Below are 15,020 nucleotides of genomic sequence, written 5' to 3'. Positions count from 1 at the left end.
GAATGGTATGATACCACGTTATTTGGTCGATTTCTCGCTTGATGAGCTGCCTCATGTACAAACGGATGTTGTAGTTATTGGCGCGGGGATCGCGGGATTATTCACAGCTATCCGAGCCAGTGAAACGCATGAAGTGCTTATGATAACGAAGAAATCCTTGCTGGACAGCAATACCCGTTATGCCCAAGGGGGAATTGCAGCCGTAATCTCAGATGAAGATTCGCCAGAATATCACCGGCAGGATACGTTAATTGCTGGAGCCGGGCTGTGTGACCATGAAGCCGTAGATGTGCTTGTACATGAAGGACCCGAAGGCGTTAAGGATCTTATTCGGTTGGGTACCCAATTCGATCTGGAGAACGGCGAGTTCGCTCTTACCAAGGAAGGTGCTCATAGCCAACGACGTATTCTGCATGCACAGGGGGATGCCACAGGGGCAGAGATTGTGCGTGCCCTGTCGGAGAAGACGAAACAAAGCGAGAAGATTCAAATATGGGACGATCATTATGTGATTGACTTAATAACTTATCAGAATGAGTGTAAAGGGGTTCTGGTTCAAAAGCCGGACGGGCAACGCATCTATGTGCAGGCAAAGGCTATTATCTTGTGCTCCGGCGGCACTGGACAGTTATACAGATACACGACCAACCCGGAAATCGCCACAGGTGACGGGATTGCCATGGCCTATCGAGCAGGTGCGTTAATTCGCGACATGGAATTCGTACAATTCCATCCTACCTCCCTGTGTTACCCAGGAGCTCCGCGCTTCTTAATCTCAGAAGCTCTGCGTGGAGAAGGAGCTGTTCTGCGCAACATTAAGGGAGAGCGGTTCATGGAAAAGGTGCACCCGCTACTCGAGCTGGCTCCGCGAGATATTGTGGCCAGAGCGATTGTGAATGAAATGGAGGATACCAAATCTACTTTCGTGTATATTGATATTACGCACGAATCTGCAGATATGGTGAGACACCGGTTTCCTAATATTTACGAATATTGCTTGACCTATGGTCTGGACGTGACTACCGATTGGATTCCTGTTGCACCAGCGGCTCATTATATGATGGGCGGGATTCGGACCGATTTGAACGGGCAGACTTCCATTAAACGGTTATATGCTTGCGGAGAAGTGTCCTCTACCGGTGTCCACGGAGCGAATCGACTGGCAAGCAATTCATTATCCGAAGCAATCGTATTCGGCCGTCGTATCATTCAGCATATCGCAGGATTAACGGATCAGGATGTAACAGATGACTTTTCAGAACATAGCCATAAACCGGTAGGGCCTATGCAAGCCATTGTGGAGAAACGGTTGAAGCTGCAGAAGATCATGCTTAGGTACGTCGGGTTGGTTCGAAATGCCAAGGGGTTAGAGAAGGGTCTCGAGGAGCTGAAACGACAATTGTCAGTATTCGAGTCTTGCCTTACGAAGAGGGAAGAAATTGAATTTGCCAATCTGCTCACATGCGCATTACTAACGACGCAATCGGCCTTGAATCGGGAAGAGAGCCGGGGCGGACATTATCGTCAAGATTTCCCTGAGAGGGATGATCTGATCTGGCGCAAACATATCGTGATGGAACGAGATAAAGGGTTTACGGAGGAACGCATTCATGACTAAAGAAATGTTGTTGAATCAGGAACTTTTGAGCCGGAATATCCGTCTATGGTTAGAGGAAGACATTGGTACTGGCGATATGACGACAGCGACGACTATACCTTTGGACCGCCGGTCTAAAGGTATTATTCATGTGAAGGAATCCGGCACCATTGCAGGACTGCCTATAGCGAAACAAGTTTTTGCAATCGTGGATCCAGAACTGCAGTTTGTTCCGTTGGTTGAAGAGGGAGAATCCGTTACCAAGGGCACGGTCCTGGCTGAAGTAAGCGGCAGCGCCAGGAGTATCCTACTTGGGGAACGGCTTGCTCTGAATCTGATGCAACGTTTATCTGGAATTGCAACACGCACGAATGAATATGTGAATGCATTAGAGAACCTGCCTGTTCGTCTGGTCGATACTCGCAAGACAACGCCTGGACATCGCATGTTGGAGAAGTATGCTGTTCGTGTAGGCGGAGGGCACAATCACCGGTTCGGTCTCTATGATGCGGTTATGATCAAGGATAATCATATTAAAGGTGCGGGAGGCATTGAATTAGCCGTTCGCGCAGCACGTGAGGGCATTCCGCATACCATGAAGATCGAAGTGGAAGTGGAATCATTCGATGAGATGGAGCAGGCCATTTCGGCCGGAGCAGACATCATCTTGCTCGATAATATGGATAACGGGCGAATGACGGAAGCAGTGAAACGTATTCGTCAAGCGGCTCCCCATGTCATTATCGAAGCATCAGGCTCTGTTACGCTGGAGACGTTGCATTCGATAGCACTCACTGGAGTGGACGTCATATCCGTCGGACGATTAACCTATTCAGTTCAATCACTAGATATCAGCTTGGATCTTGACACTAAGAAGGGGCCCAGCGCATGATTCTGGTCGTCGATGTAGGGAATACTAACATTGTACTTGGTCTATATGAGGGAAAGCAGCTGCTTCACCATTGGAGAGTAAGCACGAACCGCTCTTCAACCGTAGATGAGTATGGCATCATGTTTTACAATTTGTTTCATTACGCAGGCATAACGGTTAATCAAATTAAAGGTGTGATGATTTCATCCGTTGTGCCTCCTATGATTCATATTTTAGAAAATATCTGCGATAAATATTTGCATAAAAAAGCGATGTTCGTGGGGCCTGGCACCCGAACAGGGCTGAACATCCGTTATGAGAACCCGCGTGAAGTAGGAGCGGATCGCATCGTAAATGCGGTAGCTGCCATTGAGCTGTATGGACCGCCTCTCATCGTCGTCGATTTCGGCACAGCCACTACTTTTTGCTACATTGATGAGAAGGCCCAATATATTGGCGGGGCAATAGCGCCTGGAATTGGGATTTCAACGGAAGCTTTGTATCAGAAGGCCGCCAAATTGCCTCGGATTGAGCTCGTTAGGCCTAAAAGCACAGTAGGGCGCAGTACGGTAACGTCGATGCAAGCCGGGATCATTTTTGGGTTTGCCGGCCAAGTAGACGGTATTGTTCAACGAATCGAGGAAGAATATAAGACAAAGACTAAGGTTGTGGCGACAGGCGGTTTGGCCGAGTTGATCTCCGGAGAGTCTCGGACGATTCAGATCGTGAATCCATTGTTGACCCTTCAAGGCTTGCAAATCATATATGAACGAAACAGCTAGAGCGGAGGACATTAGATGCAACAAAATTATTTGATACGCGGAACTGCATTAGACGGTAAGGTAAGAGCTTTTGCTGCTAATACCACCGGTATACTGGAGGAGCTGCGTGGTCGGCATCATACCAGCCCAGTAGCGACAGCGGCTTTGGGACGTACGTTAACGGCTGGTGCCATGATGGGCGCAATGATGAAAGGTGAAGAGAAGCTGACTGTGCAGGTAAAGGGAGATGGTCCCATAGGGCAAATCGTCGTGGATGCCAATGCCAAAGGGGATCTTCGCGGATATGTGGACGATCCTACAGTAGATCTTCCTCTTAATGAGAAAGGCAAGCTGGACGTTAGAGGAGCTGTCGGAATGGACGGCTTTATCTACATTATTAAAGATCTTGGCATGAAGGAGCCTTACCGCGGCAGCACCCCCATTGTTTCGGGTGAGCTTGGCGATGATTTCACATACTATTTTGCCAAATCCGAGCAGACTCCTTCTGCAGTAGCATTAGGTGTTCTAGTAGATATTGACTCTTCTGTGAAGGCATCTGGCGGATTCATTATTCAACTTATGCCTGGCATGACCGATGAAGAAATCGGTGAGCTCGAAGTCCGGTTGTCCCAGCTTCCTCCTATTACGGCGATGTTGGATGAGGGGAAGCAGTTGGAGCAAATTCTCGAAGAGCTGCTTGAGGGTGTTGAGGTGAAAGAACGGATGGAGCTTCATTTTCGCTGCAAATGCTCGCAGGAGCGTGTGGAGCAGACCTTGGTCAGCTTAGGCCGTGAAGAGCTGGAGTCTCTACTTGAGGAGCAAGGGCAGGCTGAGGTCGTATGTCATTTCTGCAACGAAGCTTATCATTTTGACGAACAACAGCTGCAAGCTTTAATTAACAAAACAACATAGAGAAAGAATGTTATAATCGGTAGAAATTGGGATAAGAGATAGAGGAGAAATCAGGATGAGGAGTGTCAAACTTCTTTGGGGAGCAATCGTATTCTTGCTGGCCTGCATACTGGTACTGACGATCTTGCTGAGCAATGGGAAACAAGCGCAAACGAATCCTCCGCAGCCTACTGTATCCCCTAATCAAGGCGGGCAGAAGAATCCGGAGCAAGTCGTTGCCATTGTCGGTGACACTAAGATTAAATATCAAGATCTGATAAGCCGCTTGCAAGATAAGTATGGAGCGGAGCTGTTGAACTTACTGATAGATCGGGAAGCGATTCGTCAAGAAGCCGGTGAACTACAAGTCAAAGTGACGCGTGAAGAAATAGATAAAGAATTAGTACGTATGCAGCACGGGTATGAGAGCGAGGAAGACTTTTACAAATCGATGAAAGAGCAGTTGGGCTTGACCAAATCGGAGCTTAGTGAAGATGTGTATTACAAGCTGCTCTTGGAGCGGCTTGCGACGAGGAATATCAAAGTCTCTGATGCTGAAGTGCAAAAGTACATACAGGAGCATCCGGAGGAATTCAAGAGCTTCATTCGTTATCATCTGCTGAAGGCGGAGGTCAAAACCAAGGAAGAAGCTAACCAGTTCATAGTGGATTGGAACAATGGATATGATTTCGGTGTATTGGCCAAAGAGCGTTCAACAGATACAGAGTCGGCAAGGCAGGGCGGGGATATAGGGTGGGTCGAGGACACAGATCCGTTCCTGCCTCCTTATATCGTTCAGACAGCCCGCACGCTGAAGGTAAACGAGCTTAGCAAACCGATTCCTTCTAAGAATGGATTTGTGATATTGCAGCTATTAGAGAAAAAAGAAACGAATAAGACTATCGACGCGGATACCAGGGAGTTTATACGTCATGAGTTAGCGCTGCAGAAGGCTGTTCCGTTGAAGGAACTGTTGAATAGAATACGGGAGAGTCACAAGGCGACAGTCCTTATGCCAGAATTCAAATAATTTGGCTTCTCCTGACAAATTAGTGTTGACATTCAATAGGCCCATTGATAAGATAAAAAGTAATAAAGCCGACAGTTTTACTCGGAATAATAATTAGGACCTTGGGAGGGTTTACGATGGCGAAATTAGTACAAAGCATCACACAATTAATTGGGGATACCCCTCTGGTTAGATTAAACCGAGTTGTTCCTGACGACTATGCTGAGATTTACGTTAAATTGGAATATCAGAACCCGGGAGCTAGCGTGAAGGACCGTATTGCGATCAGCATGATCGAGACGGCTGAGAAGGAAGGCAAGCTAAAACCCGGCGATACGATCATCGAGCCTACGAGCGGAAATACAGGAATTGGACTTGCGATGGTAGCGGCAGCCAAGGGCTACAAAGCAATCCTGGTAATGCCAGAAACAATGAGTATTGAGCGCCGCAACCTGCTTCGCGCCTATGGAGCCCAATTGATTCTGACACCAGGACCGGAAGGAATGAAAGGCGCAATCAAGCGTGCCGAAGATTTGGCTGCTGAGAACGCAACTTACTTCATTCCGCAACAATTCAAGAATCAAGCGAATGTTAAGGTGCATCTTGAAACTACAGGTCCAGAAATCGTGGAAGCGATCAATGGCCATGACGGTAAGCTGGATGCATTCATCTCTGGTATTGGAACAGGCGGCACGATCACAGGTGCAGGTTCCATATTGAAAGAGAACTTCCCGGACATCAAGATCTACGCAGTAGAGCCATCCGCTTCCCCTGTTCTTTCCGGCGGTAAGCCAGGTCCTCACAAAATTCAAGGGATCGGTGCGGGCTTCGTACCTGATATTCTGAATACAAGCATTTACGACGAAGTTATCACAGTCGAGAATGAAGATGCTTTCGAAACTTCCCGCCGCGTGGCCAAGGAAGAAGGAATTCTGGGCGGCATTTCCTCGGGCGCAGCTATATTCGCAGCGCTTAAGGTCGCAAAGGAACTAGGCAAAGGCAAGCGCGTTGTCGCTATTCTTCCAAGCAATGGAGAGCGTTACTTGAGCACTCCACTGTATCAATTCGACGAATAGACGAATAATAGGATTATCGGTTATACTAGCATGAACGGCGCCCCTCGCATCGAGGGGCGTGTTTAATTTCTTTCAGTCGTCAGGAGGGGGCTCCTTGATTTTAACTTCGTTGCAACAATGGCAGCAATGGGCGGAACGCTATACACACCTGCCATTTATTCGTCGAATTCCTCTTCAACGTGACAGGATGGCTACATGGGAGCCAGCTTGGAAGATGGCTGATCCTTGCTCTTTTGTGTTGGAGAGCGGGAAGGGCGGGCGGTATACCATGCTTGGCCTGCGCACACCATCTACCATTCAGGGTAGAGGTAATCTGGCTTGGATTACGAACTTTGAAGTCAATAATGGTGTAGTCAGCGGTAAAGTTATGGAGGCAATAGGCACGCCTTTGAATGTCGTACGGGAGTGGATGGCGGCCTATCATTCTCCAAGAGTTCCCGGCACTCCTAAATTCATGGGGGGTTGTGTCGGTTATTGGGGATATGATGTTGCCCGGTCCATTGAGAAGCTGCCTGCGCATGCACGGGATGATGGCAGAATCCCGGATTACTACTGGATGAGAACAGATGAGCTATGGGTCGTAGATCATGAAGAGCATTCGGTATACTGTACCGTACATATACATTTACCTTCGAATGAGATCGGCGATGTTCAATCGGACGGGACCTTAAGACGGCTATATGAAGAAGCAGAGCTTTACACAGAGCAAATGGCTGACCTATGGAACAAGCTGGATGAATTGGCATCCATAGATGAAGAAGCGATGGTCCGTAATAACAGCCTGACCCAAATCGCTGCGGACCCCAATTGGCTGCATATTGATGTCGAGTCCATGACGGACACCATCAAGGTATTCAGCAAGGAAGCTTACATGGAAGCAGTTCGGCAAGTGCAACGGTATATTAGTCAAGGCGACGTTTTTCAAGTGAATTTATCGGTGAGGCAGGATCGGAAGCTCCAAACTTCACCTGAGCATATATATGAATGTCTTCGATTGATCAATCCATCCCCTTATATGGGGCTGATTCGTTTTCCGGAGTTGTCCCTTGTCTCGGGTTCGCCTGAATTACTTGTCCGGTTAGTCGATGGTGTTCTGGAGACACGTCCCATTGCGGGGACACGTCCAAGAGGCGGCAGTGCTGCGGAAGACATACGATTGGCGGATGAGCTGATAGTCAATGAGAAGGAACGGGCGGAACACGTTATGCTAGTGGATTTGCTGCGTAATGACCTTGGTCGTATCTCTCAATACGGAACCGTAAAGGTTGACGAGTTCATGGTTATTGAATATTATTCCCATGTGATGCATATTGTGTCTAACGTTCGTGGCCAGCTTGCAGAAGGTAAACACACATTTGATGCCATCGCAGCTACCTTTCCCGGCGGTACAATTACAGGTGCGCCGAAAGTTCGCACGATGGAAATCATAGATGAGCTTGAGCCTGTAAGGAGAGGGCCTTATACGGGCTCGATCGGATGGATTGACTATAATGGGAATATGGAATTAAATATAATTATACGCACAATGGTTGTTCAAGATGGAATCGGACAATTCCAGGCAGGAGCGGGTATCGTTATTGATTCGGTCCCGGAGTTGGAATATATGGAATCCTTGAACAAAGCTAAGGCGTTATGGAAAGCAATTCAGTTTAGTGAGAGCGTGAGAGGAGCTGAGACGAGATGATTCTGGTTATCGACAATTATGACTCGTTTACTTACAATTTGGTGCAATATTTAGGGGAGCTTGGCGAGGAAGTCGTTGTACATCGCAACGATCAAATCGACTTGGCCGGCATTGAAGCCCTGAAGCCATCCCATATTCTTATATCGCCGGGACCGTGCACACCTAATGAAGCAGGCATCAGCCTAGAACTAATTGAACATTTCAAAGGAGTAGTACCTATACTCGGGGTGTGTCTGGGTCACCAATCGATCGGACAAGTATTTGGAGGAGAAGTTGTAAGAGCGGACAAGCTGATGCATGGCAAGACATCTGAGATTTATCATGATGGACGCTCGATTTTCGAGGGTATTCCATCTCCTTATACCGCCACCAGATACCATTCTTTGATTGTGCGGAGAGAGACGCTTCCGGATTGCTTGGAAATCTCGGCAGAGACCAAAGAAGGGGAGATCATGGGGCTCCGGCACAAGAAGTATCAGATTGAAGGTGTTCAATTTCACCCGGAATCGATTATCACGGATCATGGCCACCAACTTCTGCGTAATTTTTTAGCGATTAACCGATGAAAATCTGGATGAATGGCCATGTGATAGATGCGCGAGAAGCCGTGATCTCGGTGTATGATCACGGCTTTTTGTATGGGATGGGAGTGTTCGAGACGTTTCGCACTTACGGAGGGCACCCCTTTCTGCTGGATCGCCATCTGCGTCGATTGACAGAAGCTTGTCGTCAGCTTGCTATTGAGTATAGGCCGGATGAGGCGGAGCTTCGTGAACAGATTGCTCTGCTGCTCGAAGCGAACAATCTGGAAGAAGCTTATATCAGACTCTCTGTGTCTGCTGGAACGGAAGCCCTTGGTCTTCCTGCGTCCTCCTACAACCACCCCAACGTCATTATTTATATCAAGGATTTGCCGCCTTCTGATCCAAGCGTTCTGGTAAGGGGGAAGCCGCTGCAGCTATTGCAAACTACTCGCAATACACCAGAAGGTGCGGTTCGTTTGAAATCATTCCACTATATGAATAATATAGGAGCAAAGCGGGAAATGCTAGGCTATCCTTGGGCCGTAGGGGCTGAAGGGCTTTTTTTGGATCAGCGGGGTTTTGCGGCGGAGGGTATCGTCAGTAATGTGTTCCTTATTCGAGACGGCGTATTATGCACGCCTCATCTGGACACAGGGATTCTTCCAGGGATCACAAGAGGACTCGTATTGGAGCTGGCCGCTCAGATCGGTCTTCCAACTGAAGAGGGTTGGTATCGTTGGGATGAAGTTGCGGCTTCAGAGGAGTTGTTCATAACCAACTCCATTCAAGAGTTAGTGCCTATTTGCAAGTGTTTCGACGGGCAAGGAGAAGTAACTGTAGTAGGTAAGGGGCTTAACGAAGCAGAACCTTGGACCCGGCAGCTAATGGAAGCTTACAGGAGGTGTACTTATGAATGAGAAGTTAGATACCGCATCGTTCCTGTCATTACCTTTGTGGAAACCTGTCCAACATGATAGGGTGCTTCGTGGAGGACACGTCATGGCTTGTCGGAATCTGACGCTGGATATGCGCAGTCGAACTCTAATTATGGGGATTCTTAACGTGACCCCAGATTCATTCTCCGATGGCGGACTTTACAGTTCCCCTGATGTTGCCGTTAAGCGGGCTATGCAAATGGTAGCGGAGGGAGCCGATATTATTGATATTGGAGGGGAATCTACACGCCCTGGAGCCGCCAAGGTATCGGTGGAGGATGAATTATCGAGAGTTGTACCTGTCGTAGCTGCTCTGGTGAAAGCAGGGTTGCCAGTTCCGATCTCCGTGGACACCTATAAAGCTGAAGTTGCCAGGCAGGCTTTGGAAGCGGGCGCTCATATCATCAACGATATATGGGGCTTTCGAGGCGACACCGACTTAGCCCAAGTTGCAATAACTTATAAATGCCCAGTGGTGCTAATGCATAACCGCCAGAAGGCTGAATATAATGATTTTCTGCTAGATGTAGTCGAAGATTTGCGCAGCAGCGTCAGGATCGCATTAAATGCAGGTGTCTCTTCCGAACAGATCATATTGGATCCCGGAATCGGATTTGCCAAGTCATATGAACAGAATTTGTTATTGCTGTCCAATATGTACCTTATCGCAGAGCTCGGATACCCTATCCTTCTAGCAACTTCCAGGAAGAGCGTCATTCAAAAAACGCTGCAGCTTCCCGCCAATGATACAGTAGAAGGAACGGCAACTACAGTAGCGCTTGGGATTGCCCAAGGGTGCAACATCGTAAGGGTTCATGACGTCCGAGAAATGAAGCGTATTGCAATAATGGCCGATGCCATTGTGAGAGGCGGATATAGAGATGGACAAAATTGAATTGAAAGGCATGCAATTTTACGGCTATCATGGTGTATTCCCAGAAGAAAACAAGCTTGGCCAGCGGTTTCATGCGGATGTTGAGCTGTCGATCGACCTTGCTCGGGCTGGTCAGTCAGACGATCTGAACCACACGGTCAATTATGCCGAGGTATACGAACGGGTGAAAGCCATAGTCCAGGGCGAGCCGTTCCGTCTAATTGAGGCTTTGGCGGAAGCCATTGCATCCGATCTGCTGCATCAGTATACTAGTGTAAATGATGTCGCGGTTCGATTAACGAAGCCTCACCCCCCTTTCGACACTCATTTCGAAGGGGTTACCGTGCACATTCTTAGAAAGCGGGCATGAATCGTGGTACAGCAGCACATTTATATTGCATACATCGGACTTGGCTCGAACCAAGGGGAGAGAGAACAATTTCTTGCTGATGCAAAAGATCAACTTCAGCAGCACCCGTCAGTTGAAATAGCCAGTGAGTCCCCCATATATGAAACAGATCCTGTAGGTTACTTGGAGCAAGCTGCTTTTCTTAATCAAGTTATCGCGGTCCGTACCGGATTATCTCCCAGCCAGCTTTATCACGAGATGGCCGCTGCTGAGTTGAGATTAGGTCGAACACGAGATATTCGTTGGGGCCCCCGCACTATTGATCTCGATTTATTACTTTTATACGAGGGAAGTACCACGGGTATGGATACGGGCTATGACAGGGTGGAGGTCCAATCTGCTGAACTATCGGTCCCTCACCCTCGTATGCGGGAACGTGCTTTCGTGCTCATTCCGCTGCTCGATGTTCTTCGTCCAATGCAACCGGAAGATGCTGTTTCTCTGGAGCAGGATCTGGACAAACTGGAAGGAAAGGAAGGCGTTAGACTGTGGAAAAGAACCAAATCGCCCAACGCGTAAGAGCTTTTCGTAAGCTAAAAGGATTTACTCAAGATGAATTGGCTCAGCGAATGGGCGTTTCTATAGCTATATTAGGGGCAATTGAGCGGGGAAGCCGCAAAGCTGAAGCAAGAATTATGCAAAAGATTGCGGATGCACTCAACATAGACCCTGCAGAACTATTGCCAGTACGTAAGGAAGGAGAGGATCAATAATGTTACAAATCGGGAACGTATCTACTAATAACAATGTCGTGTTGGCGCCAATGGCTGGCGTGTGCAACCCTGCATTCCGACTAATCGCGAAGGAATTCGGCTGCGGGTTGGTGTGCGCGGAGATGGTAAGCGACAAGGCCATTCTCCACGGCAATCAACGCACCATGGAAATGCTTTACGTAGACGAACGTGAGAAACCGCTCAGTCTCCAAATATTCGGAGGCGACACCCAATCACTCGTTGAAGCAGCGAAGATTGTCGATCAGCACACCAATGCAGATATCATAGATATTAATATGGGCTGCCCCGTACCCAAGATAACGAAGTGCGATGCCGGGGCTCGCTGGTTGCTCGATCCTGCAAAAATTGAGAAGATGGTCACCGAGGTTGTCCGTTCCGTGAACAAACCTGTTACGGTTAAAATGCGAATCGGCTGGGATGATGATCACGTTTATGCAGTGCAGAATGCCAAGGCCGTAGAGAACGGCGGCGGTTCTGCTGTCAGTGTGCACGGCCGGACAAGAGTACAGATGTACAGCGGCAAAGCCAACTGGGATATTATCAAGGAAGTGAAGGAGTCGGTTTCGATTCCGGTCATTGGTAACGGTGATGTTTTCACGCCTGAGGACGCCAAGAAGCTATTGGATCATACAGGCTGTGACGGCGTAATGATCGGTCGTGCGGCGCTCGGCAATCCCTGGATGCTCTATCGGACTATTCAATATTTAACTACCGGAGAACTGCTGCCGGAACCAGGCGCAGCTGAGAAAATGCGTATTGCTCTGCTTCATTTGGATCGATTGGTCGATTTGAAGGGTGAGAACGTGGCGGTTAGGGAAATGCGCAAGCACATGGCCTGGTATTTAAAAGGGTTGCGCGGCTCAGCTCGCGTCAAGGACTCTGTGATGGAGCATACTCGTCGTGATCAGATGGCCCACACCTTGCTCGAGTTTGTGAATAGCGGAGAAGCCGACCAAGAGGAAGATTCACAAGCATTAGTTCACTAAAGTCTACTTGGGAAAGGTCCAGGAAACAGCGGAATAGAACGGGTAAAACCATGGTTTTACCCGGATTGGTTGCGATTGACATTTCATTCGGGTTGAAATATAATCATCCAATAGATGATTGGCTTCCGGTAAAACCATACTTTCCTACTGTCATCTTGGGCTGACATGGTTAATATATTAAATGAGTGAAATTCATACGTAATCGATGCTACGGTTCCCAGTATGAAAATCTTCACATGACGGGAGATTTGTTAATATGTCAGAAAAGGAAGTCCTTCTTACACTTGATGGCCTAAAGAGGCTTGAAGATGAGCTTGAGTTTTTGAAATCCGTGAAACGTCGTGAAGTGGCCGAACGGATTAAGGTAGCGATTGGATACGGTGATATTAGCGAGAACTCGGAATATGAGGATGCTAAGAACGAACAGGCCTTTATTGAAGGACGCGTTATCACACTTGAGAAGATGTTACGTAATGCTAGAATTATTAATAACGACGATGTGGATATCGAAACTGTCAGTGTAGGCAGTATCGTGACCCTTGAAGATATGGAATTCAATGAGAATGTCGAATATACGATCGTGGGCACAGCCGAATCTGACCCATTGCTTAACAAGATTTCTAATGAAAGTCCTGTAGGCAGGGCGTTGTTAGGCAAGAAAAGAGATGCGGTCGTAGACGTACAGGTTCCTGCAGGGGTCATCCAGTATAAGATTATCGACATTAAGAAGTAACGCCAACGGATAAGCTTCCTTCGGGAGCTTTTTTGTTTAATCGAGCTTTAGGTTAAGACGTGTCCGGCTTTACATCGGTTATTTATAGGAGTGAATAAGAATGAGTCAGGAATTGGAATTGAATGAGAACGAATTATTGGTCATCCGACGCAACAAATTGGACGAGCTTCGCAAATTAGGCGTTGATCCCTTCGGCAAAAAGTTCGAGCGCAGCCATCACGCCAAGGCGATCTTGAGCGAATACGAGCCAATGCCCAAAGAAGAATTGGAAGCTAAGGACGTTGAAGTTACAGTTGCTGGCCGGATCATGCAGAAGCGCGGAATGGGGAAAGCCAGCTTTGCCCATATTCAGGACTTGACTGGAAAAATTCAGATCTATGTCCGAGAAGATGCGATCGGCAGTACATTGTACAAAGCGTTTGATATCCTGGATCTCGGCGATATCGTAGGGGTTAAAGGAACGGTATTCAAAACCAAGACAGGCGAAACTTCAATAAAGGTTAATTCACTAGAGGTTCTCTCTAAGTCGATCTATCCATTGCCTGAGAAATTCCACGGGTTAAAGGATGTGGAGCTTCGCTATCGCCAGCGTTATGTCGATCTTATCGTTAATCCTGAAGTACAGGACACGTTTATTCTGCGATCCAAAATTATTTCGGCGATGCGCCGTTATCTGGATGCGCAAGGTTACTTGGAAGTGGAGACACCTACGCTGCATTCAGTTGCAGGTGGAGCGGCTGCACGTCCGTTTATTACGCATCATAATGCCCTGGATATGCAATTGCACATGCGTATCGCGATTGAGCTGCACCTGAAGCGATTGATCGTCGGCGGTCTTGAGAAAGTATATGAGATTGGCCGCGTATACCGGAATGAGGGAGTTTCGACCCGCCATAATCCGGAATTTACGATGATTGAATTGTACGAGGCCTATGCGGATTACTTGGATATAATGAGTTTGACAGAGAACCTGATTGCACATTTATCACAAGAGCTGCTCGGCTCTACGGAAATCACGTATCAAGGTCAACCTGTCAGCTTAACAACGCCTTGGCGCCGTATCTCTATGGTGGATGCTATCCGTGAAGTAGTTGGAGTCAACTTCAATGAGCCTATTAGTGATGAGGAAGCGCATCGTTTGGCTAAGGAGCATAAGGTGCCAGTTGAGACCAACATGACTTTCGGGCATATCGTGAATGCTTTCTTTGAGCATTTTGTTGAGCCTACACTAATTCAGCCTACCTTCATTACGGGTCATCCAGTTGCTATTTCTCCACTAGCCAAGAAAAATGAACAAGATCCGCGGTTCACTGACAGGTTCGAGCTATTCATCGTGGGCCGTGAGCATGCGAATGCATTCACGGAATTGAACGATCCGATCGATCAGCGTGAGCGGTTCGAAGCTCAGCTTGTTGAGCGTGAGCATGGCAACGACGAAGCGCATGAGATGGACGAAGACTTCCTCCGTGCACTTGAGTATGGCATGCCTCCAACAGGAGGACTCGGAATCGGGATCGATCGATTGGTGATGCTATTGACCGATTCTCCGTCTATTCGTGATGTGTTGTTGTTCCCATCTATGCGGGATCGCAGCTTGGATTAACCGGCTTGTTAGGCATACAATACGTCTAGATAAACGAAGTAGTCCTTCGTTATCTGGGCGTTTCTTTTTGTGTCGGAAATTTTATTAAAAATAACACTTGCAATCCGGATAAGCTTTATGATATCTTATATAGGTCGCCGCTGAAACGGTGCCAACAAGCAAGAGATTGTTCCTTGAAAACTGAACAACGAACGTGCAAGTTTTAACGGCCAAATGGTCGATAACAAGCTAGACTCGTTTTAAGAGCAAGTCAAATTTCTACCTTTATGGAGAGTTTGATCCTGGCTCAGGACGAACGCTGGCGGCGTGCCTAATACATGCAAGTCGAGCGGA

General features: G+C 47.8%; 16 protein-coding genes and 1 rRNA gene. All 17 read left to right on the top strand.

Annotated elements, in window-relative coordinates:
* Positions 1 to 7 precede the first annotated feature (7 nt).
* The gene (gene nadB, locus AC58QD_RS30820; RefSeq protein ID WP_497338884.1) at positions 8 to 1,618 is read left to right on the top strand and encodes an L-aspartate oxidase; all 1,611 of its coding nucleotides are present in this window, start codon (positions 8 to 10) and stop codon (positions 1,616 to 1,618) included.
* On the top strand, positions 1,611 to 2,489 hold the full coding sequence (gene nadC / locus AC58QD_RS30815) for a carboxylating nicotinate-nucleotide diphosphorylase (RefSeq protein WP_497338883.1): 879 nt from the start codon (positions 1,611 to 1,613) through the stop codon (positions 2,487 to 2,489). Before nadB ends, nadC begins: the two co-directional genes overlap by 8 nt.
* Positions 2,486 to 3,250 (top strand): type III pantothenate kinase, encoded by a 765-nt coding sequence (locus tag AC58QD_RS30810; RefSeq protein ID WP_497338882.1) that lies wholly within the window; start codon positions 2,486 to 2,488, stop codon positions 3,248 to 3,250. Before nadC ends, AC58QD_RS30810 begins: the two co-directional genes overlap by 4 nt.
* 15 nt (positions 3,251 to 3,265) lie before the next feature.
* Positions 3,266 to 4,141, top strand: a complete 876-nt coding sequence (hslO, locus tag AC58QD_RS30805; protein WP_497338881.1) for an Hsp33 family molecular chaperone HslO — start codon at positions 3,266 to 3,268, stop codon at positions 4,139 to 4,141.
* Positions 4,142 to 4,196: 55 nt separating this feature from the next.
* Positions 4,197 to 5,150 (top strand): peptidylprolyl isomerase, encoded by a 954-nt coding sequence (locus AC58QD_RS30800; RefSeq protein ID WP_497338880.1) that lies wholly within the window; start codon positions 4,197 to 4,199, stop codon positions 5,148 to 5,150.
* Positions 5,151 to 5,266: 116 nt separating this feature from the next.
* Positions 5,267 to 6,205, top strand: coding sequence for a cysteine synthase A (gene cysK, locus AC58QD_RS30795; protein WP_497338879.1), 939 nt, complete (start codon positions 5,267 to 5,269; stop codon positions 6,203 to 6,205).
* A 94-nt stretch (positions 6,206 to 6,299) separates the two neighbouring features.
* On the top strand, positions 6,300 to 7,889 hold the full coding sequence (locus tag AC58QD_RS30790) for an anthranilate synthase component I family protein (protein WP_497338878.1): 1,590 nt from the start codon (positions 6,300 to 6,302) through the stop codon (positions 7,887 to 7,889).
* Complete coding sequence (pabA, locus tag AC58QD_RS30785; RefSeq protein ID WP_497338877.1) at positions 7,886 to 8,455, top strand: aminodeoxychorismate/anthranilate synthase component II; 570 nt, start codon at positions 7,886 to 7,888, stop codon at positions 8,453 to 8,455. Before AC58QD_RS30790 ends, pabA begins: the two co-directional genes overlap by 4 nt.
* The gene (gene pabC / locus AC58QD_RS30780) at positions 8,452 to 9,330 is read left to right on the top strand and encodes an aminodeoxychorismate lyase (RefSeq protein ID WP_497338876.1); all 879 of its coding nucleotides are present in this window, start codon (positions 8,452 to 8,454) and stop codon (positions 9,328 to 9,330) included. Before pabA ends, pabC begins: the two co-directional genes overlap by 4 nt.
* An 82-nt stretch (positions 9,331 to 9,412) precedes the next feature.
* The gene (folP, locus tag AC58QD_RS30775) at positions 9,413 to 10,243 is read left to right on the top strand and encodes a dihydropteroate synthase (protein WP_497338933.1); all 831 of its coding nucleotides are present in this window, start codon (positions 9,413 to 9,415) and stop codon (positions 10,241 to 10,243) included.
* On the top strand, positions 10,230 to 10,592 hold the full coding sequence (gene folB / locus AC58QD_RS30770; protein ID WP_497338875.1) for a dihydroneopterin aldolase: 363 nt from the start codon (positions 10,230 to 10,232) through the stop codon (positions 10,590 to 10,592). The genes folP and folB overlap by 14 nt, the downstream gene beginning before the upstream one ends.
* A gap of 3 nt (positions 10,593 to 10,595) precedes the next feature.
* Positions 10,596 to 11,150 carry a 2-amino-4-hydroxy-6-hydroxymethyldihydropteridine diphosphokinase gene (folK, locus tag AC58QD_RS30765; protein WP_497338874.1) on the top strand — a complete coding sequence of 185 codons (555 nt, stop codon included), beginning with the start codon at positions 10,596 to 10,598 and terminating at the stop codon, positions 11,148 to 11,150.
* A complete protein-coding gene (locus AC58QD_RS30760) occupies positions 11,120 to 11,344 on the top strand; it encodes a helix-turn-helix domain-containing protein (protein ID WP_497338873.1) in 225 nt (74 codons plus the stop codon). Before folK ends, AC58QD_RS30760 begins: the two co-directional genes overlap by 31 nt.
* Positions 11,344 to 12,351, top strand: coding sequence for a tRNA dihydrouridine synthase DusB (gene dusB / locus AC58QD_RS30755; protein WP_497338872.1), 1,008 nt, complete (start codon positions 11,344 to 11,346; stop codon positions 12,349 to 12,351). The genes AC58QD_RS30760 and dusB overlap by 1 nt, the downstream gene beginning before the upstream one ends.
* Before the next feature lie 256 nt (positions 12,352 to 12,607).
* Positions 12,608 to 13,084: a transcription elongation factor GreA gene (gene greA, locus AC58QD_RS30750; RefSeq protein ID WP_497338871.1), complete on the top strand. Its 477-nt coding sequence runs from the start codon at positions 12,608 to 12,610 to the stop codon at positions 13,082 to 13,084.
* A 100-nt stretch (positions 13,085 to 13,184) separates the two neighbouring features.
* Positions 13,185 to 14,687, top strand: coding sequence for a lysine--tRNA ligase (gene lysS / locus AC58QD_RS30745; RefSeq protein WP_497338870.1), 1,503 nt, complete (start codon positions 13,185 to 13,187; stop codon positions 14,685 to 14,687).
* Positions 14,688 to 14,950: 263 nt separating this feature from the next.
* Positions 14,951 to 15,020 (top strand): 16S ribosomal RNA (locus AC58QD_RS30740); the annotation flags it as partial.

It is taken from the genome of Paenibacillus sp. J2R1T-4, assembly GCF_059692235.1.
Note: the sequence above shows the minus strand (reverse complement) of the source record. Positions and strands in the feature narration are given on the sequence as shown.